The sequence below is a fragment of the Lysinibacillus sp. RS10 genome (assembly GCF_041956855.1).
In the GTDB taxonomy this organism is placed as follows: domain Bacteria; phylum Bacillota; class Bacilli; order Bacillales_A; family Planococcaceae; genus Lysinibacillus; species Lysinibacillus xylanilyticus_A.
The window spans coordinates 2,839,939-2,862,847 of record NZ_CP167122.1 but is presented as its reverse complement, the minus strand read 5'-3'; the positions used below and the strand labels follow the sequence as shown (position 1 = coordinate 2,862,847).

General features: G+C 34.1%; 23 protein-coding genes and 2 pseudogenes. 17 read left to right on the top strand and 8 right to left on the bottom strand.

All coding sequences use genetic code 11. The features are described from left to right. Window positions 1–213 precede the first annotated feature (213 nt). Window positions 214–627 (bottom strand): DUF3888 domain-containing protein, encoded by a 414-nt coding sequence (locus tag ACB089_RS14655; RefSeq protein ID WP_374967059.1) that lies wholly within the window; start codon window positions 625–627, stop codon window positions 214–216. Window positions 628–816: 189 nt separating this feature from the next. On the opposite strand from ACB089_RS14655, the gene ACB089_RS14650 reads away from it, so the two are divergent. Further along, complete coding sequence (locus tag ACB089_RS14650; protein ID WP_374967058.1) at window positions 817–1,125, top strand: hypothetical protein; 309 nt, start codon at window positions 817–819, stop codon at window positions 1,123–1,125. 412 nt (window positions 1,126–1,537) lie between these two features. After that, the gene (locus ACB089_RS14645) at window positions 1,538–1,897 is read left to right on the top strand and encodes a DUF2750 domain-containing protein (RefSeq protein ID WP_374967057.1); all 360 of its coding nucleotides are present in this window, start codon (window positions 1,538–1,540) and stop codon (window positions 1,895–1,897) included. 482 nt (window positions 1,898–2,379) lie between these two features. On the opposite strand, the gene ACB089_RS14640 is transcribed toward ACB089_RS14645, so the two are convergent. After that, entirely contained in the window at window positions 2,380–2,823 is a 444-nt protein-coding gene (locus ACB089_RS14640; RefSeq protein ID WP_223555587.1) for a hypothetical protein, read from the bottom strand. 144 nt (window positions 2,824–2,967) lie between these two features. Between ACB089_RS14640 and ACB089_RS14635 the strand changes: the two genes are divergently transcribed. The 4 genes from ACB089_RS14635 (at window position 2,968) to ACB089_RS14620 (ending at window position 6,284) form a co-directional block, all read left to right on the top strand. Continuing rightward, entirely contained in the window at window positions 2,968–3,339 is a 372-nt protein-coding gene (locus ACB089_RS14635) for a hypothetical protein (RefSeq protein ID WP_374967056.1), read from the top strand. A 327-nt stretch (window positions 3,340–3,666) separates the two neighbouring features. Then, on the top strand, window positions 3,667–3,891 hold the full coding sequence (locus tag ACB089_RS14630; protein ID WP_374967055.1) for a DUF6176 family protein: 225 nt from the start codon (window positions 3,667–3,669) through the stop codon (window positions 3,889–3,891). A 1,314-nt stretch (window positions 3,892–5,205) separates the two neighbouring features. Further along, complete coding sequence (locus ACB089_RS14625) at window positions 5,206–5,751, top strand: type II toxin-antitoxin system HicB family antitoxin (protein WP_374967054.1); 546 nt, start codon at window positions 5,206–5,208, stop codon at window positions 5,749–5,751. Between the two features lie 329 nt (window positions 5,752–6,080). After that, a complete protein-coding gene (locus ACB089_RS14620; protein ID WP_374967053.1) occupies window positions 6,081–6,284 on the top strand; it encodes a transcription initiation factor TFIIIB in 204 nt (67 codons plus the stop codon). 185 nt (window positions 6,285–6,469) lie between these two features. Here the strand turns inward: ACB089_RS14620 and ACB089_RS14615 are convergent. Beyond that, window positions 6,470–7,692, bottom strand: a pseudogene (locus ACB089_RS14615) (IS110 family transposase). A 536-nt stretch (window positions 7,693–8,228) separates the two neighbouring features. Between ACB089_RS14615 and ACB089_RS14610 the strand changes: the two are divergent. The 4 genes from ACB089_RS14610 to ACB089_RS14595 all read left to right on the top strand — a co-directional run bounded on the left by ACB089_RS14610 (window position 8,229) and on the right by ACB089_RS14595 (window position 11,009). After that, a complete protein-coding gene (locus ACB089_RS14610) occupies window positions 8,229–8,726 on the top strand; it encodes a hypothetical protein (RefSeq protein WP_374967052.1) in 498 nt (165 codons plus the stop codon). 168 nt (window positions 8,727–8,894) lie between these two features. Continuing rightward, window positions 8,895–9,335, top strand: a complete 441-nt coding sequence (locus ACB089_RS14605; protein WP_374967051.1) for a GNAT family N-acetyltransferase — start codon at window positions 8,895–8,897, stop codon at window positions 9,333–9,335. Between the two features lie 184 nt (window positions 9,336–9,519). After that, window positions 9,520–10,260 (top strand): hypothetical protein, encoded by a 741-nt coding sequence (locus tag ACB089_RS14600; protein WP_374967050.1) that lies wholly within the window; start codon window positions 9,520–9,522, stop codon window positions 10,258–10,260. A 431-nt stretch (window positions 10,261–10,691) separates the two neighbouring features. Continuing rightward, on the top strand, window positions 10,692–11,009 hold the full coding sequence (locus ACB089_RS14595; protein WP_374967049.1) for a S8 family serine peptidase: 318 nt from the start codon (window positions 10,692–10,694) through the stop codon (window positions 11,007–11,009). 194 nt (window positions 11,010–11,203) lie between these two features. Here the strand turns inward: ACB089_RS14595 and ACB089_RS14590 are convergent, their stop codons facing one another. Further along, window positions 11,204–12,328, bottom strand: a complete 1,125-nt coding sequence (locus ACB089_RS14590) for an IS4 family transposase (protein WP_374967048.1) — start codon at window positions 12,326–12,328, stop codon at window positions 11,204–11,206. A gap of 150 nt (window positions 12,329–12,478) precedes the next feature. Beyond that, window positions 12,479–12,694: pseudogene (locus tag ACB089_RS14585) on the bottom strand (TraX family protein); the annotation flags it as partial. A gap of 131 nt (window positions 12,695–12,825) precedes the next feature. On the opposite strand from ACB089_RS14585, the gene ACB089_RS14580 reads away from it, so the two are divergent. From ACB089_RS14580 to ACB089_RS14570, 3 genes are all read left to right on the top strand, one after another. Next, window positions 12,826–13,020 carry a hypothetical protein gene (locus tag ACB089_RS14580; protein ID WP_068982732.1) on the top strand — a complete coding sequence of 65 codons (195 nt, stop codon included), beginning with the start codon at window positions 12,826–12,828 and terminating at the stop codon, window positions 13,018–13,020. After that, complete coding sequence (tnpB, locus tag ACB089_RS14575; protein ID WP_374963681.1) at window positions 13,017–13,370, top strand: IS66 family insertion sequence element accessory protein TnpB; 354 nt, start codon at window positions 13,017–13,019, stop codon at window positions 13,368–13,370. The genes ACB089_RS14580 and tnpB overlap by 4 nt, the downstream gene beginning before the upstream one ends. 63 nt (window positions 13,371–13,433) lie before the next feature. Next, window positions 13,434–15,017, top strand: coding sequence for an IS66 family transposase (locus tag ACB089_RS14570; RefSeq protein WP_374963680.1), 1,584 nt, complete (start codon window positions 13,434–13,436; stop codon window positions 15,015–15,017). Between the two features lie 553 nt (window positions 15,018–15,570). Here the strand turns inward: ACB089_RS14570 and ACB089_RS14565 are convergent. Then, a complete protein-coding gene (locus ACB089_RS14565; protein WP_374967047.1) occupies window positions 15,571–15,741 on the bottom strand; it encodes a hypothetical protein in 171 nt (56 codons plus the stop codon). 1,020 nt (window positions 15,742–16,761) lie between these two features. On the opposite strand from ACB089_RS14565, the gene ACB089_RS14560 reads away from it, so the two are divergent. Next, window positions 16,762–17,262 (top strand): amino acid oxidase, encoded by a 501-nt coding sequence (locus tag ACB089_RS14560; protein WP_374967046.1) that lies wholly within the window; start codon window positions 16,762–16,764, stop codon window positions 17,260–17,262. An 845-nt stretch (window positions 17,263–18,107) separates the two neighbouring features. Further along, on the top strand, window positions 18,108–19,469 hold the full coding sequence (locus tag ACB089_RS14555; RefSeq protein WP_374967570.1) for a M1 family metallopeptidase: 1,362 nt from the start codon (window positions 18,108–18,110) through the stop codon (window positions 19,467–19,469). A 314-nt stretch (window positions 19,470–19,783) separates the two neighbouring features. Here the strand turns inward: ACB089_RS14555 and ACB089_RS14550 are convergent, their stop codons facing one another. After that, the gene (locus ACB089_RS14550) at window positions 19,784–20,284 is read right to left on the bottom strand and encodes a hypothetical protein (RefSeq protein WP_374967045.1); all 501 of its coding nucleotides are present in this window, start codon (window positions 20,282–20,284) and stop codon (window positions 19,784–19,786) included. 446 nt (window positions 20,285–20,730) lie between these two features. On the opposite strand from ACB089_RS14550, the gene ACB089_RS14545 reads away from it, so the two are divergent. Beyond that, the gene (locus ACB089_RS14545; protein WP_374967044.1) at window positions 20,731–21,972 is read left to right on the top strand and encodes an S-layer homology domain-containing protein; all 1,242 of its coding nucleotides are present in this window, start codon (window positions 20,731–20,733) and stop codon (window positions 21,970–21,972) included. A gap of 256 nt (window positions 21,973–22,228) precedes the next feature. Here the strand turns inward: ACB089_RS14545 and ACB089_RS14540 are convergent, their stop codons facing one another. Next, window positions 22,229–22,630 (bottom strand): hypothetical protein, encoded by a 402-nt coding sequence (locus tag ACB089_RS14540; protein ID WP_374967669.1) that lies wholly within the window; start codon window positions 22,628–22,630, stop codon window positions 22,229–22,231. Between ACB089_RS14540 and ACB089_RS14535 the strand changes: the two genes are divergently transcribed. Further along, window positions 22,524–22,862, top strand: coding sequence for a cytidine deaminase (locus ACB089_RS14535; protein WP_374967043.1), 339 nt, complete (start codon window positions 22,524–22,526; stop codon window positions 22,860–22,862). The genes ACB089_RS14540 and ACB089_RS14535 overlap by 107 nt on opposite strands. Window positions 22,863–22,909 lie beyond the last annotated feature (47 nt).

The following is a 22,909-nucleotide window of genomic DNA, read 5'->3' as shown; positions in this document are numbered from 1 at the left end:
GAAAAAATATAATGTAATCACGGTTTCAAAATTGAAGTATTAGATTACAAACATTTATCTCAATAAGAATTATTACCTTTAATTCAACTAGTGAAGGTTTTACTTCAATAAGGGGTAGAGCCTTTTTCTACTTAAACTAACGGTGCTGGCTTGTTTAATATTGCTGTTTTATCTTTTCGCAAAGAAACGGGAAAAGTCGATATAAGTATTTAATTATTCTGGAGGATATTTATACGTCTCTAGGTGAGTGTGATTTATCAATTTAACCTCAGATCCAGCAGATATTTCATAAGTCATTCGATCCTTCCCTAATGAAATATTATGACCGCCATCAGTTGGTTCAATTTCAAAAGTAATTTGCAAATCAAAGCCTCGGAAATGATTTCTTTTAGTTTCAATCAATTCAATTTTCCACGGAGTTACATGAGGTGAAACATCCTTAAAAATCTTCGGATAATAATAGTTAGTCAAATCTTTTTCAATATAAGGAGTAAGCATCAGCATAAGCATATCCTGTAATCTAAGTTCCTCAGAATCTTGAGTTGGTTTAGCTGATGAAACGATTATTTTTTGAAAAGAAGTAATAAGAAAAAGGGATACTATAAAAACGATTAACATCTTTTTCATTATTCTTCAACACACCTCTTTGCGACTTTATCTAATTAATTGTATTGTTTCCTTTATTGAATAAAGTATGTACTTATTGAAGTAATGGGTAGCTTTACTTCAATAAGAAGTAGAGCTAAATTAAAGGCGCGGTTTAGTTAAACAAGATGATAAAATAATGTTAGTACAAGCAAACAATCGAGGTAAATTATGAAATTAACATTGGCAACAAACGAAGAAATCAATATCCTGCATTCAAAATATAAAAGATTTAACACTCACCTTCTTGAAAAGCCAAGTGAGTTATACAATCATATCGGTATTATGGACGTATTCAATCGTGTTCTTACTGAAGAAGAGGCATCTGAGTTATTGGGAAAAAATCATAATTTAAAGTATGGTGCAAATTTCTTGGATACTTTTACGCAACTTTTTCATCTAAAAGAGAGTGGAGTGTATATACATATTTATAAAAAAGGACTGAGTAAAGAAGCATTCAAATATAAATTAAGTTGCTAAAATCGATCGGAGGCGAATCTCTTTCGAAAACTATTTTCCCATAGTAAGGGTATTTATAAAATAGGAGATGTGGAAGCCCTTGTCTTTTTAACGAAACTCTCAGTAACTGAACTATATTTCGTAGATTTTTTCTTTCCTTCTCTGGATACAGTGATAATAGGGAATTATGATTTGTCGTTTCCTATTTATTCTAAGACGCTAATAGGTTTTAATAAATGCAAAGAAATTATTGAAGAAAACGGCTTATTTATACGACAATAGGAAATGAACAATGATAGAAGTATGGATTTCTTGTTTTACTTACGAAATGCGATTGTTCAATAGAGCAGTCGCTTTTTCACTAAGAAGCAGTATTGTTCAATAAGAATAATTTAATAATATTATTGAAGTATTAATTAAAGGGAGAAGTAAAATGTCATTTGATTTAACAATAAATTCTAAAAGAAGATATGAAAAATTTATCGAAAGAGTTTCGAAGAGTAAATTGGTTTGGGGTTTGACGAATGAAAAAGGTTGGTGTGTATGTGAATCAAAGGAAGACACTGATGTAATGCCATTTTGGTCAGATGAAGCGTATGCACGCCAATGTGCGATAGAGGGTTGGTCAAATTATCATCCAACTCTCATACCATTAGAAGAATTTATGAATAGCTGGCTTTATGGAATGAATGAAGATGGTTTATTAGTAGGCGTTAACTGGAATGCAAAGTTAATTGGCTTAGATATAGAGCCTGCTGAATTATTTAGTGAATTAGAACGTAAGATTAGCTAGAAATAATTGTTACTATGCAACTAACGGAGTGCTTTACTTGAAGATCAGTGAGCTGTTTTGACAGCTCACTTTTCTCATTGTGCAAACGGCGCAGATTTGTTGCTAGCGAAAAACAGTAGAATCCGAAGCCATTTTATCAAGCATATGAAGAAGTTGAAAAGCAGAATTATCGTTGTTTATATAAGTGGAAAAAGACGAAGGTAAGTCCGAATCGTCCGATATTTTTCCAAGCATTTACTACCCCTGAAAAATAATATGTAACTGGTAAAAAAGTAATTGTACTTAGAAGCATGTAAACCCAAGAGCGCTCAACTATTGCAAATATTAAAATTAGAATTGAGTCAAAGAATGAAGCACTTCAAAAGTAATAGCATTCCATCCATCACACTTCCTCCTGAAAAGACCTGAATCTCATTAATTAAGTGAGTCCCAGTCTTTTTTGTAGCTTTGAAATTAAGCCGTACTTCAGTAAATCGAATTTTTTATTCTATATTCAAATCGAAAACATAAGTTGATTTTCCTTCATTCCACTTGGCAACAACTTCGTAAATATAATATCCTTTTTCCGTTGGAAGGGTTATTTCATTATTTTGAATTTCAAAATTATCAATTGTACCATTTTCATTCTCCTGATATACAATTATTGAAGATGGATTTTGATCAATTTCAATTTTTATTTTATCTCCTTTTTCAACAGTTAATGTTTCAAATTCTTCTGCTAAGCCATATGTATCGGATGGACTAATTTTTCGAGCTTCAAAGTCATCATCTTTCCATTCGAATTCGCCAATCATCATCGGGTAACCTTCATGATCTACAATAACTTTTCCCTCTGGTTGTCCAACAGAATCGGACTGTGATGAAGGTATTCCGTTACAACCAGCTATAATCATCACAATGAACATTAAATAAAACAAATTTTTCATTGAATATCCCCCTCTTAATATTAATTATTTTATAATAAAGACTTATTTTAACTTATTTTTTATTATTTTATCCAAAAGTATTAAAATTTACCATCATTAGTGTTGAGGTTATCTACAACCAAGGAGTACCCTAGCAGTCTTTCCGTGTTATTAAGAAATCCTGTTTATTCACAATCTACACCTTCAGATAAAATTGAATATTTATATCCTGCAAATAAGGAAACAGTTTTTGATGAGACTGTAGATGAATTTTACCAGGCATTAAGAGACCTAAAGTATCCTGTACATCAGGAGCTTTATCAAAGACATAAGCAGGAGCAGAGACATCTGGATACTGTTCTTTTTAAAGAAATGCCTGATGCATCTGTAAATATTAGAAAAAAGTTATTGTTTAATGGGATAGAAGGATTAAATTATCTAACTTTTGATGGAAATATTCTTCGTCCCTACCCTGATATAGATATTAACTACCATCAGGCTGTTAGTCCTGATAGGCAAGTTTATTTCTTTTATTAAGAAACTGAAGAAGAATTTAGAGGTAGATATGCAATTTATGATGTTGAAACAAAAGAAACAGTCGCAGGCGGAAATACTTATACGCCAAAGTCTCCAACTTATAAGGAACACTTACGATAAAGAAGGATAAATTTAGAGCCAGAAAAAATAGCAAAAAGGTTGTGGTCGTCTTGTTCAACTCCCATGAAAGAACGTAATAATCTTTCATTCTCAGGGTGTAGCGCTGGTTTTGCGCTACATGAATGGCTAATAGGGGCATTACTTGAAAATCATTGGGTTGCAGAGGCAGTTCTTTTTTTCTTATTGAACGGAGCGGGTTAATTAAATATGAAAATAAAATTAAATATGTTAAAATATAGCAGAAATAATGTGGTTTATAAAAGAAAGGAACAAAGTACAATGAATATTGAGTGCACGCGATATCGAGTGAAACAAAATAAAACAGATAAAGTAAATGAGTGGTTGGTTTTCTTGAATGAAAATATGGAGGATGTACTAGTTAACCTTAAAGGCGAGAAAATGTACGTTGAAATGCAACCTTTAAACCTGTAGCTTTACAAACTGAGGTAGTGATGATTCCTGAAAAAGTACGAAATTCTATGAAGTAAGCACTTCTTAAACTAACGAGTGCTTTACTTCAATCAGGAGTAGAGCTTTTTTTACTTCAACTAACAGGGCAGATTAATTGAACAAGATGTTGGTACAATATGTATATTATTTAAGAAGAAATTAGATGAAAATTAGAAAAGATATGAGACAAATATGTCCTAAGTGTGGTTATGAAAAATGTATAACAAAGGTTGTAGTGATAATCCAAAGTATCCCTCAGGTGTTATTTTAAGATATAAGCAGTGCAAATCTATATTTTCATTGGACAATGGAAAGTGGGTATTCTTCAAAGAGTGGTATTAGAGTTTAATGATTTTTCACTAACGGGGGCTTTACTTGAAGATCATTGAGTTGCGTAGGCAGCTCTTTTTTTCTTATTGAACTAACGCAGCAGTTTAGTTGTGCGAAATGTTCCTAGCTCAAATGGAGAATGGTCACATTACTCTGGGAAAGCTAGGCAGTTCCTTTCGGAATTGAAGGGTTATATCGAAGAATCAAATGAAGAGGTAACGCTCGGAAGGGTTCTCTCTTAGTCGAATAGCACTTGATTTAGTATGAATGAAAGTGTTATAAGCTCGGCGAAAAGGCGTGAGAATTTACCGTAACAGTTCGGCTGACGAAAGCCTACCCGCGGGGGTGGTGTAAATCATGATGCTTGAGTTGAATGAATATGGTGAGAATGCGAATGAACCTACAATAAAAGGTTAAGCTGACAAACTTCTGAATGTACGGGTCTATAACTGCGATACATAGAAATGTGTATGTCACCAAATTGTGAGGTTAGATGTGGGTGAGTAAGACTAGCTAATATGAAAATCCATGATACGTTACAGGCGTATGAATGCTAACAGGCTTACAGGAAGCACCTAAGTTCATTCCATAATAGATATAATTCAACATTGTAAACTGATAACGTGGAGGGATAGCCACTAGACTAATGAAGAATTACTTAATCATGCTTGGCAAATCTTTATCGGTTAATAAGGTTCTCGTGAGACTAAAAGAGGTTCACCTTCCAAGGGAGGCACCGACTTATTGAAACGGAAGAATTGAGACATAGAGGGTATTTTGATATCAGAAGTGTTGATGATTAAGTGAATTGGATTAGTTGGAACGCCGTATGCGGTGAAAGTCGCACGTACGGTGTGGACAGGGGGAAAAGCTGGCGATAACTTCAAAAGCTTACCTATCTGTATGAACAAGATCACATCCAGATTTCTGGATTACACTAATTTTCGAAGGGTAGGTATAGTTGATATGGCATTTGAGAATGTAGTTTATCCAGCATTTATAAAGCAAGAAGAAGAAATTTTCGGTATTCATTTCCCAACATTACTTCCGGAAAATGGGTGGGAGCATTACTTAACCTCGGGCCCAACGAAAAAGGAAGCTATCCAAAATGCAAAGAAGGCCTTAGCTTATTTGTTAGCTGGTTATCTATATGATAATGAAGATTTACCAAGTCAGGCACCCATTCCTGCTAATCTTGTTACGGAAGAGATGGAACTTGTTTTTATTAAAACATCTTATAGCGATTATGCGAAGGAAATTAAGGAGCATTTACCTGGACGTCATTGGCATATCAATTTTAACAGAGATTGGGAAAGCGATTTTCTAGCGGTTGCATATAAGAATAAGCAAGGATTTTGGGATGTAAGGATAGATGGTGATTTACCTATCGAAATGGAACCGGAGAAGTTGTTACAACTTTGTCCTACATATCCTGTAATTTGTACTGTACGACGTCGAGTTGAGGCGGAAGAAGCTTTCGATAGTTTTGTACTCAGAGTAAAAGAGATGTAAAAGCATTTGTAGATATTAATCATATTGCTTCAAAAAAAAGAAACGTAATAATTAGAGAAGAAAATATGGAGAAAACAAATACTATCGGAGAAGTTTTTAAAGGAGACATATTGCCATAAAGGTACAGTTGTTTTATAAGATTGTGAAAAAATGTACTTAAACTAAACGGGGTGCTTTAGCAGAACAAGGTGCTGCCTTTAGGGTAGCCTTTTCTTATTGAATAACGGGGCAGTTTAGTTATACAAGATGAAAGCAAATTATTGTTCATTCATAATTACATAAGGAACATCGTAATAATATTTATATAAAATCAAAGTGGAGGTTTTCAAATGAAACATACTACGAAAGTAACAGAATGCCCTAAATGTGGTGGAAAAGAATTGGGGGAAGGTCATCAAAGTAGTTATTGTGTTATGATTCCATCTAATAAGTTAAGCTTTGGGTATGATGTTGAATATATTATTTGTACTGAATGTGGACTAATAATTGAAAGTTATGTAGAAAAACCAGAGAAATTTAAGGGGACACTTTAGATGTTCTTCAAGTAACGGGGGGCTTTACTTGAAGAACAATGAGTTGCAAATGCAGCTCTTTTTTTCTTTATTGAACTCCCATGAAAATTAAATCTCTGGCTCTAAAAAAGTCCATGCTAAAACAAACGCGACCTTTATATGCAAAAAATGGTAGCGCCTAAAATAGAGATCAGATTTAGATTGTATTAGGAAGCACCAAGTTCAGTGATGGTCACATTGTAACCCAAACTTTCAAGTCTCCGAACAGAATATCGAATAATGGATTGTTCTTTTAGTTTATCGAAGTAGTCTTCACCTAAGTCTACATACATTTCTTTCCGTGTTAAAAGGTAATAAGCAATGCGTAAGATGGCATGAGCTACGGATATGCCTGCTCGTTTTTTCCCCTTTCGAGCTGCAGTCCGTCTATATAATGCACCTAGATAGGTTTTAGATCCTCTGACGGAATGAGCTGCTTCGATTAGAGCCGATTTCAAATATTTATTGCCTTTCTTCATAGCGGAGGATTTCCTTTTTCCTGCACTTTCGTTGTGTCCAGGTACTAGTCCTGCCCAAGAACAGTGATGTGCTGCACTTGAAAATTGCTTTTCTACATTAGTTCCGATTTCAGCTAGGATTTGTTCTGCCATTCGAGTGGCGATACCAGGAATAGAATCTAATCTTTCGATATCTTCTTGGTGTGTGGAAAGTCGGCAAGCAACTTCTTGATTTAACAGTTCAATTTGTGCAGTCAGAAAATCAATATGAGTAAGAATGGTTTTAATCATTAGTCGTTGATGTGGTTGGATATAGCCACGAAGTGCGAGTTCAAGCTCTGCTTTTTTCTTTTTCATTGAACGTCTAGCGAAGCCAGCCAACTTTTCTGGATCATTTTCACCTTCGGCAATGGCACGAAGCATATCAAGAGAGGAAACACCCATCACATCTGACACAACAGAACCAAGTTTAATATTCGCACCTTCGAGTACCTTTTGAATGCGGTTATGTTGTCTCGCGCGTTCTTCAATCATACTCCGGCGATACCGAACCAATTCTCGCAATTCACGTTGTGTTCGATCTGGAATGAAGCTAGCTTTGAGCAATCCGTGACGAAGTAACTTGGCGATCCATTCCGCATCTTTAACATCAGTCTTACGACCAGGAACTGCTTTGATATGTTGGACATTTACAACTGAAAATTCGATACTCTCAGCCTCGAGTATGTTTACAATAGGCTTCCAAAATACACCTGTACTTTCCATAGCTTCGTGCGTACAGCCGTGTTCTTTAATCCAATCAATTAACTGCAATAGAAAAACCGTTTTAGTAGAAAAGGTTTGAATCACTTTGCCCTCAATGTCATAATACATGCGGTAATCGAATCCTTATGAATATCCATACCACATGCACGTTCAATGATGACTTCCATTAGAAACATCCTTTCTACGGCCAATCAAATTAGAGGCTGGTGCAGCAACCTGAGTAGGATGAATCTCCCATGAGTGCTTCCCGTGAGGGAGCGACAGTCAGTGATACACCGTGGTCGTTGGAGTCAGACTAACGGAAGGGCTCAAGGCACCATAGTTTATCGACCTTCCTCTCCCAGCCGTAGTATACTATACCCGTTCTGAGTACATTTTCATCTTCTGTGGTGTAGCGCTGGTTTTTGCGCTACATAGATGGCTAACGGGGCAGTTTAGTTCAATAAAATAAGTAGAATGTTATATTTTGTTAAATGATATAATGTATGTATTACCTTAGGGGGGGTATTGTTTACACGTGGATTTTTAAAACAGTAAGTGACCAAGTTCAAAAATAGACAACAAAAAAGTAGCATAAAAGCTATTCTTATTAAGCTAACGGAGTGCTTTAGCAGAACAAGGTGCTGCCTTTAGGGTAGCCTTTTCTTATTGAACTAACGCTGCAGTTTAGTGGAAGGAAAATAATTGTATAGGGGGAGAGAATTTGAAGAAGAAACATTGGGTTCCTATTCTAATTTTAGCATTAACATTAACATTTGGTGGTGTTTATACCTTTGTACTATTTAATCCACCTTTGGAAATAGGTACGCTTGGTACTGCTGTTGGTAATAAATCAGTTGTTATTGGAATTGGTAATAAAGGCTTTCGTGAAGTGAAACTATTAGAAGTATCAGTAAATAATAATGAAAAGCCATCAAAAACAAAAGTACAAGTTAGTAATGCTTTACAAGGTTTCATCATAACGGATGATTATAATAATAATAATGAGTCAAAAAAATATGGTTTTAAGGATATAAAGGATGTATCAATTAAGCCAGACACATCTCCTTCTGCTACCTATAAAAAATTAGATGATGGCACTGCTTCTAAGAAGGATGAAATCTATGGGATTAGTGTTTTTCATAGTGAAGAAATCAATCAAGTTATTATAAAATATAGCTATTTTGGGATTTCATTTAATAAAACTGTGTTGTTAAACTAACGGATACTTACTTGAAGATCATTGAGTTGCATATGCAGCTCTTTTTTTATTGAACTAACGTTGCAGGTTAGTACAATAAGAATTCAAGTTAATAATAGCTTTTAGAGGAGAATTATTGGGGTATTATGCTAAACTGAATAAAAGGGGATTAAAGGACTGATACAATTAATGGATATTAGAAAACCTAACGATTTTGAACTTAAAAAGGTATTATCGCTTTCTCCAAAAGCTGTTTTTGATGGCACTTTAGGTGAAGTAGAACCTACGAAAGAAAAAATTGACCAACTTGTTAAACCACTGTTGGAAAAGGGAAGCTATTATTTAATAGCAACAGAAAACGATAAATTAAAAGGCTGGATTCTTATAGGGACAAGCAAAGACCAATTTACTGATATGATGAATGGATTTATTTACGAACTATTTGTTATAGAAGAATATAGAGGGAATGGGATTTCCAAACTGTTAATGATAGCTGGTATTGACCATCTAAAACAAGATGGATACTCAGAAATCCGTCTAAGTGCATTTGCAGGGAATCAAGCAATTAAAATGTATGAAAAATTGGGATTTAACATCAGGACAGTTACTATGAGTTTGAGGTTATTATAAACTTTCACTAACGAAGTGCTTTAGGTTAATAAAAAGTATGAGGTATCCATAGCGAACTGAACCCTGAATAGTGGACACTATAAAAAAAGTGCCTCTGTTTGGGGTTTTGTGTTTTTTTAAAACTATTATATTTTTTTGAAGTATAATAAATGGAAAATATTGCAACAAAGGGGATTGGATGAAGGTGAGAAAACATTTATATGTAGGGATTTTATTAACAATGTTCGTATTAACGGGGTGCAATGAAAAGGTAGAAACAGAGGAACAGGTTAAGAAAGAGGAGGCAAAGATTTCACCTGTCAATCAAGCAACAGAAGATAAGACTGTATCTGATACGAATGAAGAAAAACCAAAAACTCCTTTAAAATTAACTCAAGAGCAAAAGGAAGAATATCATAAGCAATATGTAAAAATCGCAGAAAAAGTGAATCAACAGAAGTTAGGAATGCAGCTGGGAGTATCCGCAATAGATGAATTTAAAGCAGAAGATTGGGTAGATCCGAAAGTGTTTGCAGAAAGGGTTCAGGAACACGTAGATGGGTTTTGGGAAGAGGAACGGAAAGCGTTAGCTACTATTCCAACGAATAAAAATCAAGATGCTACCGAAGTAAGCGATGGTTGGACATTAGATAAATATATTTATGTTGCAGGTATAGTAACTCAAATTGAGGTTATAGGAGATTTTGAAACGCAATACAGCGAATCTAGAAAAGGCCAAGTATTTGCAGGAATAAACAAGATATCAACGCAGGTAGCGAAAGGTTCTAAAGGAACGTGGGAGCAAACGTCATACAAAGCCTCTTTGATAGATGGTGGCCAAACGTATAGCATTCGTATTGAAGGTATTTATCATTATAATAGTTTATCAATTGATAAAGTTCTTACTATAGAATTTAACTGTGATAAATTCGGAAATATACATTAATATATATAGAAACATTTTTTGTGAAGATCAAGCAGCACGACCAGTCGCACGCATAGGGGATATACCTCCTGGTGCAAAATTTAACGATTTGAAAATTAGAACACAATATCAGACGGTGTGGTTGTTGGGTTAGTTGCTTGTATCAAAGCTATCGGAATGACTATAAGAGAAGAAGTTATGGTTTACGTATATACACTAAATGAAAAGACTGCATTAGAAACCTTGAAGAAACACAAGTATCCATTTCAGGTATGAATGGAGCATTAAAAAAACACTTTAAAAACCTTCAAACTAGCGCGGAACAACTATAATTCATAAAGAATCCCTAGGAGAGCGAAACTTTCTAGGGATTTTTTATATTTTAAAAGGTTGAGATATTTGAGATTGCTTGCTTCTATATACCATATGAATATAATTGGGGGTGTTGGAGAATGAATGATACTCAAATTAAATTAAAAGTAGGGCCACATTCTTTTGCTGAAGAGAAATTTAAAGATGAGGTGACAAATAATATCTCTAGTATTGGTGCTAAACATCTTTGGGATCAAGGATATACAGGGAGAGGTGTAGTTGTTGCTATATTAGATACTGGTTGTAACTATCATCATTTAGACTTAATGGATTGCATTATTGGTGGCTATAATTTTACAAAAGAATCTAATAGAGAAATAACTATATTTGAAGATTTAAATGGATATGGTACACATGTAGCTGGAATAATAGCAGTCTCATCAAATGAATTGAGATAGTCGGAGTAGGATCTGAAACAAATTTTAAATATTTTCTTTTACTATTTTATCACTAACGTCGCACGAATTTTAATTGAATTTTCTGTTTTCTAATTCTTCCGTTTTTGAAGAAAATGAAAGACGCTTAAGTAGAGATAGTAAACATCCATTTTTTTACTATAACCTTTGACTAGGGCAACTGCAGTTCAAAATCCTTATGGTACCGTATTTCCTTCGATTTTTCGAAGCCAAATACGTGCTGGTTTCCATAGTGTTGCTTTTAAGTACCTACTAATTTGTAAATATGTCCGTGAACTGTTTGTGTGAAGCTGTGCTAGCACGTTTAAGCAGTAAACGATCATCGCAATGTATACCTGATTATGCACAGCTTGCTCGCTTTGCCCGTAGAACTTTTTAATGTTCAGATGCTGTTTCATCCATTTGAAAAACAGTTCGATTGCCCAGCGTGACTTATACAGTTCAGCGATCTCATCTGCACTTAAATCAAAACGATTCGTCATCAGATGTAGTTCTTTACCGTTTGGATCCAGTACTTCGATACGGCGAAATACATTTTCAGCACGATTTTGCGTGTTGCCAATCAGAATCATTTCATCCGATAACACCGATGACTGTTCAGGTACTTCAAATGATTCAATCACACGTGTTACAGCGTTTTTTCGCAAGCGTGAGACAAAGAAAAGTCCGTCATCTGTCATGCGGTCAAAGCGCTCATAATCTAAGTAGCCTCGGTCAAACACGTACATGCACTCCTTGTCATCAACGAGAATTTCAAGCTGACCACGATCATGTTCTTTCGCATTCGTCAGCACCGCTTTATCAGGGTACGAACAACCTTTTTCTAGGTAAACAAGGCGCAAATGTAACTTCACACCTGATTTTGTTTTACGGAATTCAGCCCATCTATGGTTGTTTAAGTTCAATGGCAATGTGCTAGAATCAATGATTTTTAGTGGTGTTGTGGTTTTTCGGCGCTGCTCAAAATGCGTTTTCTCATGAATTTGCCCGACTAAGTCTAGAAAAATTTGTTGGAAAAACTCAGTTGGCACTTGGTTTAATCGCCGACCTAACTGCGAAAAGCTGATGGACTCTAAATACGTTGCTTTTTGTAAGTCGTCTGATAACAGCGTGTCACTAATGGCACGTAGACTTTCGGTTTCATTCAGTTGCGCAAACAGTAATAATTTCAAGAATGAAGCGATGTGAAGCTTCTTTGTATAGTAATTTAATTGATGAATTTCAACTAATTTCTCCATTTGTGTAGAAGAAATAGGTGAAAACCATTGTTCAAATGATGTTTTTCGTGTAAACTTATCCATGCTTATGTCCTTTATTTTGGATTTGGATGGTTTACTATCGCCCAACCATTATAAAGGCTTTTTTTATGCACGGATAATATTGCGGAAAATTCAGTTTTTTAAAATACGTTGAATTATTTTAATGCGACGCTAGTGCTATTTTATAAATATTTATAATACATAGTCCCAATAATAATGAAACAAACATTTAAGTTTTGGATTGTTAAATAATAAACAATATGAAAACTGAGATACAACGGCAATAAGAATAAACGATTCGCATATCTGTTGAAAATTGCTTATTCTCTTACTTCCAGTCGCTATATTCCAAGCAAAAAGAGGAAATGAAAGTCTTCCTATAATCAATAATATCGGATTGTTAAATTGATAAACATAATTTTATGATCAATTGTCATCGCTATAAAAGCAATGTAAGCCCGTAATCAAATAACGCATATAAACAACCAGGCACCTCCGGTACGATGATAAATGTATCAAATTAGAGGAGGTGCTTCTTTATGTCAACTACCAAACTGACAATTGTCCCTGTGACACTAGATCCGATCACTGACAACTCTTCATCAACAACTTCACCACAAAACTCTCCTGAGCCGAGCTGCATCATTAAAACAACTAGTGCTGAAATTTCCTTCTTTAATGGCGTAGATGAGCGCATCATCCAAACGATCCTGAAGGAGTTGAATAATCAATGAAGCAAGATTTTACGAGCGTGCAGAACATCTACATTATTTGCGGTAAGACCGATATGCGTAAAGGTATCGACGGTCTCGCAGCACTCATTCAGGATTCTTTTAAACTCGATCCATATAGTGATTCCATCTTCTTATTTTCTGGAACGAGTAAAGACCGTTATAAATGTTTGTATTTTGATGGAGATGGCTTCGCCATACTTTATAAACGATTAGATAATGGCAAACTGCAATGGCCAAAAGATGAAAAGGAAGTACGTAACCTTTCACAAAAGGAACTTCGCTGGCTTTTAGAAGGTTTATCGCTTCAGCAGCCAAAAGCGATTACGAAATCTGAAAAAGGTGTCTTTTAAACTCACCTATTAAAATGGTATAATCATCCATAACTTATACTGAACGGAAATGTGGTGAATACAGTGGGTAACGTATCTTCTGACCAAAATGAACGATTCATTCAATTACTTGAGCAACAATTGGCTCATTCAAATCAGCAAAACAATGAACTGACAAAGAAGTTGGATCAATCATTGAAACAAATCGAAGTGTTAACAGAACAAGTTCGCCAATTAACCAAGGCTTTGTACGGTTCAAAATCGGAAAAATCAAAGTATCAAGCACCAGACGGACAAGGCTCTTTATTCGATGACGATCCGTCTTTTAACGAATCTGAGCACACAGAAGAACAAAGCACAGCGACGATTACTTACACTGTTAACCGTAAACTACATAAGAAAAAACGGAATGATTCTTTTCATGAAGGAATTGAAATAGAAGAAATTCATCATCACCCCACCAATACACAATGCGACTGTTGCCTTGGCCAAATGACCGAAGCCGGTACAACTATTGCGCGTGAAGAAGCAAAATTTATTCCGGCAAAAATGATGCGCATCCAGCATATTGAACATGCCTACGAGTGCAAGCACTGTAAAATGGATGCCACACAAAAGGCACAAATGAAACGAGGGAAAGCTTCACAAGCTGCCATTCAGCGAAGCATTGCGGGACCTACCGTTCTAGCAAAACTCATCTATGATAAGTTCATCCAATACTTACCTCTTTACCGTCAGGTAAAGGAGTGGGAACGATATGGCCTGCTTACGAATGATAAGAACTTATCAAACTGGGTAATCCGTGCAGCTGAAGATTGGCTTCTACCGATTTATGAACAGATGAAGCAGACATTAACAGCAAAATCTGTTCTACATGTGGATGAAACCTATGCGCAAATAATCAATCGTTCAGACGGAAAATCCGGTCAATCGAACGCCTATAATTGGGTGTTCCGAAGTGTGCCAAGTCAAGGACCGATCATCGTTCTTTTTCAAAGTGCATTATCGAGAAGTCGTTCTGTACTAGTAGAATTTACAGAAGGCTTTAAAGGAACCGTGATTTGTGATGGTTATTCGGCATATGGTAATCTACCTGATGTCACGTTCGCCAATTGTTGGGCGCATGTGCGGCGTTATTGGCTGAAAGCCAATAGCAAAAACGGGCAAATTGGCGTGGATTACTGTGATCAACTGTATCACCTAGAACGTCAATTCAAGCATCTTTCACCAGGTAAACGCCGAAAAGCAAGGCAAAAACATTCAAAGCCGATTGTAGAGAAGTTTCTAAAATGGGTTGACGAATCGCCTTTCTTCGGGAAAAATGCGCTCGCAAAAGCAGCCGAATACACATTAAATCGTGTACACGGATTAAAGGCTTTTCTATACGATGGTCGAATTGAAATCGATAATAATCCAGCTGAAAATGCGATTCGTCCAAATGTGATCGGTCGTAAGAACTGGCTTTTCTCTGTTAGTGAAGCAGGCGCTAAAGCAAATGCGATCTGTTTAAGTTTGGCTGAAACGGCAAAAGCAAACGGCATCGATTTCTATCAATACCTAGTGACGTTAATGACAGAATTGCCAAATTTACCGATTCACCAACAACCAGAGATTTTAAATAATTACATGCCTTGGTCGAAAAAAATCCAAGTCACATGTGCAAAATAGCCATCTATCCGAAAAAAATAGGATAGATGGCCATTCGTCGTGCGTACCGAGAAGGTGCGCTTTTTTTATATTTCGGGCTTACAAAGCAATTACCTTAATCATAGTAAATTATTTAATGAATACAATAGTATTATTCTCTCCAATATAATCTTCAAAACCAAGCATTTGGCATTCGGAAGGTTGAGATTTCAAAGTATTAGTAGAACAGAATGATTATGGCCCAGTGATTTATCAATTGAAAGAAGATATGATACATACACTTCCCAAAGTGTAGGATCACAACAGCGTATTTCTGGTACTGGAGTTGCTGAGATAGAATACAGAGATTTTTCAAGTTATGACGATGGAGATAATAAGTTTGCTGAATTTTATATGACAAAGTTAACACGTAAAAATAATGGTTAATTCATGGCATTTTACGATAAAATATTCAAACAAACGTAATTTTTCCGCGCCTCTTTTTGATTGAAAGAGGCGTTTTTATTGTCTAAAATAATTAATAACTCTTTCCTAATTTTTGATTTATTTAAGTCATGCAACAATCTAGAATTTTTCAATAGTAGTATAAGATAAGTACTAAAATAGCTAATACAGCGCAAATATTTACAATGACTATTGCAATTTTATTGACATCTTTATCTTCTTTCTGCTGCTGTTTTGTCTTTCTATATATAACTTGAATCTTTTTTTGTATCTGTTTTTTAGATTGATTTTTTGGGCTCAATCATTTTTCCTCCTTTTCAGATAAGATTATAGGAAATTGATATATAAAATTTTATATTGAAATAAATTCGCGGTAGCTTAAGTACAAACTATTGAATTAATATTAACATAAATATCCAATAACAAAAATAGAGAACAATCCCGAATACCTTTACCTGTTATGAAACGAATTGTTTTGCCATCTACCACGTATTCGATAAACGGAAGCATAATTTCAACTGATGTATACTGAGGAAAAAAGAGACGGCACCACCCAAAAAACGTGGAAGAAAATCAAAAGAAGGACGAAACGCTTGGCTTACGAAACAAGCAAAAGTCAAAGGCAATAAGTCAACTTATGAAAAAGAAATCAAGGAAAAAAATACTTATCTATAGCTTCTTTGTAATACTGTTTTTATTATCAACAGTTTGGGATTATTTCAGAAATAGCGATTTGGATTTACGGGAACACTGCTAATTAAAAGTAAAAAAGATGTAACTTTAATCAATTTCATAAATCATATTTTCCAAAAGCTTAGACTGCTCCTATTAAGATAAATTACGTTTTCAAAATTTTTGCTGCTTGAGTTTGTGTTTGTAATAAAGCATTGGGACGATCTATTGCTAATTTGCAGGCATTATAAATAAACGTCAATAGGTTGAAATGAAGTTTAGCTTTTCTCCTGTTCTTTGACGGACATTGTTTAACTGAAAAAATTATGTTAGAAATAATTATCAACAACGCTTAAAACAATGGATAAAGCGTTTTAAAGGAGTTGCTACAAAATATTTGCAACAGCATTTGTCGTGGTTTAATTTCTTAGATACACTTGCGTTCGATTCTGACGAACGTAGTATTCGTGCATTTGCGGTGGAAAGTTGCTTATACCCAATAAACGAAACAAACGCAACGATACCATTAAGAAAGATGATAGCATAGCAAAGTTTTTGGGAATATTTGTAGAATGATAATATATAATTAAAGAAATACAAGTAGCCTTAGATAAAAAATGGGCAGAATTACGATAAAAGGGGAATAAATTTGAGAAAAGTTTTATTAATATTATGTTTGTTATTATTAGTTGGGTGTTCAAATGATGAAGTTAAATATGATGGAGCACCTTTAAATATTGCTGTAGTTGGTGATACTCCGGAATTAAATAACGAAAAAATTCATTTCGAACCAATTTCATTAGATGAATTTAGTGAAGATACTTTGTATATTTCAACAAATTTTGATGCGGTTATGATAACACCAGTGATGTTTGAAGAAGCATCAGATGATAGATTTGTTAAAGTTTATGATAATTCTAGAATGCCTATTATTTTTTTTGATTCAACAAAACGTCATTTTCCATTTACAAGAGAAGGGACTACCTTTGAAACGGCTCATTGGGAATCATTAAATAATGGTTCTCATACGACAATTTATTTATCGGATTTAGATGCAAATAGAGAAGATGCTTGGTATTTCTATCTAAAAGATGAAAAAGAGTTAGATATCCTTTACAAAGAGATTTTTCAAAAGATTGAAACGTTATAAAAGTAGATTTTTATGTATTTGCCACTCGAAAAAAGCGTATTCGAAATTTCTTGAATACGCTTCTAATTTGAAGAAATACAACAATCAAGTTAAACAGAGCCAAAGAATAAAAAGTAAGATAGGAACAAAATTATAAGGTTGTGAAGAATTACACTTAAACTAAAAACTGAACTTAAATGATAAAGAGTATACACTTCAAGATGGTGCAAAAGCCATTTATTTTGAACATCAACTATTTAATTTTTTTGTCTTTGAAAAAAATAATTTGCAGTATATGCTTGGAATTTATAATAAAGTAGCCAATAAAGTAACACCTGAAACGTTTGTTCTAATAGCTAACTCAATTTAATAATTAATGTAACTAATGGATACGCTTTTGATTACATGTCACCACACGATAATAATCAGGAATTTACAGTAAAATAAAAATAGAAATGTTAAGGGTCACTTTAAATGAGCGACCCTTTATTAGTTTCTCCTCATAATGTACCCCCCTTACTGCCCAAGCCGAAATTGAAAATTTCGTGTATTAAGCAGATCAAACATAATTCATTTCACCCCTTTTCAAATTAGAGGATGCAAAGAATTAGAAAATGTTTCTTGTTGTTTTCACTGAGTTATTAAGTTTATTAGACAGATTTTTAACTGAACGATATGAGGGAATTAATAAATAATAATCCACTACTTTTATCGAATATCCAAGAATTTGTGAAGAATCATACTATAACTAAATGCGCAGGCTAGTTTAACAAGAATTTTCTAATGTACATATGGAATATATATATTAATGGGAAATTAAGATCTTAATATTTGATGCAGGAAAGGGGTAACATATTTTGAAGAAAATGTTGTTTATTTACTTTCTGAGTATATTTTTATTAATAGGTTGTTCTGAGGTAGTTTTTAATCCCCATGAAGTACCAGCTGGAAGCCAAAGTAATTATAATATGAAATTAAGTATGGATACCAATGGGCTTTTTAGTGCAGATATATCAATAGATATTCTCAATGTTTCTAATGAAAAATGGGACGAGTTAAAACTTTATTTTATTCCTAATATGTTTACGTCCGAAAATTCTCCACAATTAAATACTCCTTCTGAAATTGGGATTGAGTCAGTTAAAATTGACAATCAAGATGCATCATACTCACTAGAGAAAGACACAATTAACATCCCTTTAAGAACATTAGTTTCTCCAAATGAAAGTGTTAAATTTCAAATGAAATATCACTTCACCTTACCAATCGACGGGTTTAGATTCGAAAAAATCGATAGTAATTATCATCTCGCTCAATGGTATCCAATGGTCCCTACCTATCAAAAAGGATGGAATAAACAAGCTTATTCTTCCAAAGGGGAGTCATATCACACAACTTTTAGTAACTTTAATTTAACATTTGATATTCCTAATGAATACACTCTTGTTACGACTAGTGACGAAGATAGATTGCTAAGTGTAAACAATAATTCATTTCGAATTGAAAATGTAAAAGAAATATTTGTTGCTATATTAAAAGACCCACAAGTTATCCAAAAAAAATCTGATAACGTAAATATAAGAGTATTTGGAAAGGGCGAATCAGAGGAGTTTTTAGATGAAGTGGCAGAGACTGCTGTTGAATCTTTCAATTACTTTCAAAGTAATATTGGGCAGTATCCACACAAACAGTTAGATATTATTTTAGATGGGCCAGGAATGGAATATCCAGGAGTAGTAACAGTAGGCTCCATCTATGAGCGTTTTGTCTCAAACGAAGCAATAAAAAATATTGTAATTCATGAAATTGCTCATCAATGGTTTTACGGAATAGTAAGTAATGACCCATACACCGATGCGTGGTTAGATGAGGGGATTGCAGAGATTGCAACTTATTTATTTAAATATTCTAATGAGAAAGAATTTAGTTATATAGACTTTTCAGACAAAATGGAACCGTTGCCATCCAATTTACCATTACACGAGTATTCAAAAAGTCCACAAAGTAATTATATCTATGGTCAATCTTACACAAACTTAGCTAAGATTTTCAATCAACATGGTGGAAAACAAACAGCAAAGGATTTTTTAAGCAGTTATTTTACTCATTTTAAGTATAAAGAAGTAGATACAGATGAATTCGTAAGGTTCATGAAATTCTATTTAGAATTAGAAGATGATTCCTTATTTGAAGGTTGGTTAGAACTGGAAAAGACTAAAAATGAATAATTAATTATTCAACTAACGAGGTGTAAGAGTTTAAGATCAAACTGCCGAAGTCAAAGGCCTTTCCATGGTCCAAAAAACAATTATAAATGGTGAAGGGATTGTTGTTGGTGAAATATGTTATGCCTGGGGGAGAACGATTTTACCGCAATCAAAGTAACCCATAGATCATATTTCTGAACATTATGATCCTTGTAATAGCAACTTTGCGTTATGGATTTCAGAAACGTTCAAACCCGAACATATTGTCCGGTACCCGGAAGTATGCATCAAAAGAATCGAAAATCCTCTAAAAGGGAGTAACTGCTCTTTTTGTTTTATATTATTGAAGTAAATATCTTCACTATTCCATCTACCGTAATTGTATTATTACTAGCTTTATCAACAATAATTGTATATTCAAAATCATTTGCCACAGTTCTATAAATTATAAAATCATTACTTTTAAAATAACCCATTTCCTGACCATTTCCCAGATAAACTTTCTTTGCATCGTTTGGATATGACATATCATTCTCGTTAGGTATGATAACTAAAGTGTAGTGTTTTTTTCCGTTGTTTTCATCTAAATAATATATAGTTAATTGTGAACCTTTTTGGTTAAACGATGCGAAAACATGTGTAAATGAAATTGGGGGAAGTCGAGTAGGCAAAGGAATGTCCTTTTTTAAAAATGCCTTTGCCTCTTGAATAGCTTTGTTTACCTCAGTATATTCTCCGTTTTCTAAATATATTTTTTCTAAATCAGTAGTAATAGAATATGCATTATTTATATGAAAAGTTAGAATCAAAAAAAGAAAAAATACTATTTTTCCCAAATTAAATCTCCTCCGTTTAATTAAAAATTATATTATTTAATTTTCCCGTAAAAGAAGGATTTATGAATGGGCTAGAATAGTTAAAAAAGCTAAGCACTCAAATAGGAAATCCTGTTTATTCACAAATTACACCTTCAGATAAAATTGAATTTATGGGGTAGAACGATTTAACCGCAATCAAAGTAATCCATAATAGGCTTTATTTTGATTTTGTTATGATAATAACAATGAAATATTAATAAGTCGGATAGAACCCGTTTCAAGAATGACCATATTGTCATCTGAAGCGGGTTTTTTCTTTTTATAAAAATTTGTTATAGGAAAAGAGAGGTGTTTTTAATAGATAATAGACTATAAACCGAAAGACCTTAGGGAATTTGAAAACAACTCTATTAATGGTAAAATTAGATTATATATGAAACTAATTCATTCGGAGGGGAAAATTTATGAAACGTGGTACTTATAGAAAAAAATCACAAAAATTAATGATGGCTACTTTAGCGTTAGCTATTGCTACGCCTGTAATTGCAGTGCCAGGCAATAATTCTCATGCGGAAGCGGCTACATACAAAAATCCATTTAAGGATATTATTAGCGCGCATCCATATTACGATATTCTACATGAAATGCGTGACAAAGGTATTATTACAGGTTATGGGGATGGAACTTTTAGACCTAATGAGAAGATCAGTAGACAACATGCTGCGGTATTAATTCAACGAGTTAAAACACTTACACCTAAAGTTGGGGTTAAGGCTTATAAAGATGTACCAAAAACGTATCCATACTATGACGCAATTATGCAGATTCAACAAACTGGATTGATTAAGGCCGATGCAAACGGAAACTTCAATCCGAACAAGGATTTAACACGTGGGGAAATGGCGTTAATTTTAGCAAATGCCTTTAAGCTAGAAGCAAAAGGAAAGCATCCATTTAAAGATGTTTCTCAAACGACTGAGGAAGGTAAAGCTATCGCGGCTCTTTATGAAGCGGAAATTGCAACTGGCTATACTGAAACTACTTTCAAGCCAAATGAACCACTATCAAGAGCGCACTATGCCGTATTCTTATATCGTGCACTAAACTACGAGAAGACTGCTGGAAAGCCTACTGAAAAGGATATTCCAAAAATGAGTATGGATATGAGTTTCAACAATTTTCAAAAGGTAGTTACTAACGATAAATCATTATACGATGTAGCTCCTGATTACAAAGTAACAGAATTTGCTTTTAACGACCCTCGATTTAAAAAGCTATTAATCGAAGGACAACAGTTTGTTAAACAAACTAACTTTAAGTATAAAGAAGCGGGAGCGTATATACATTTGGAGGAACCAAATTGGGTAAATACGTTACCACCGGGATATATGTCAACTCAAATAGGTATTCAATTAGATAACAGAAATGGCAATATCGATTTTCATATTGACTATACAAGTGAGAATGCTGTTAATTTAACTCTTCAATTATTTAAACTAGCGTATCCTGAACTATCATCTTTAGAGCTTAAAATTGCTGAACTTGCAAAAGAAGCACGTGAAGCTTATGCCATTGAAAAAAATACTCCACCAGGTGAACGAGATTTCAGAGGGAATATTACTGTTGAAGAAATTGGAGGATATAAGGTTAACTTCGGAACAGATTCTAGAATGGAGTTCTTCTGGATTGAGGTAGTAAAGAAATAACAGGAGTGATTGAATGCTCATGAAAGCACAGAAGAAGGTATGGCTAACCTTTTAGCCGTAAAAAGTGAATGCTTGTATACTATGCAAGCAGTAGAAGAATAATTTTACATAACTATCATCGTAGCCATCTGGCGCGGATTGAATATCTGCAACAGATGGCTACTAGTGTTTAAAGTTGAGTCGACTAATTGATAAGGAAAAGATTGAAATCGATTTAATAATTTTATATACAAAATTAATCTTTGTATTGAAGATCTCATTGAGCTTGCATTTCTTGCTCCACATCTTCTTTCAAATATAAAACATAATCCATAACAAAATGTAAATCAACCTGGCCTTTATTGTATGCCGATTCCAGAGCTTCATAATTTTTAGCGACCAAGTAATAAAACAGGTCATCTTTGTTTATTCCTTGAATTTCAGCCATTTCTATCATACTTTTATCTTCCCGCATTTGGAAATATTTATTTTCGGTAAGGTTGAAAAAACTTGCCAAAGATTTGAAATCTTTTTCGTAAATAAAAACAACTTTTCCTTCATCTTCTTTTTCTATGTGTGAAGATGAACAATACTTTACTAGTGTTTCTATTGAAACTGCAAATTCGAGTGTAGATTTATGTATTGAAGTTGGAGCGATGTGTGAAGCACATAAATGCAATGTAGGTGTAACCCACTGTTTATGTGTTGTAAGAGATGATGAAACTAGTCCTTTTAAGGTACTTTCGCCTTGCGGGTTATGTCAAGAAAGATTACGTTTCTGGGGTGTAGATGTCAAGGTCGGTGTCACTACTCCCGATAATACGTTAAAATTTGTGACCTTAAATGAATTACAGCCATACCATTGGACAAATGCATATCCAGCAGAAGAGTTAGAACATTATCATAAATAATTATTGTAGAAAATGATTGTGAAAAGATGTACATAAAATTAACGGAG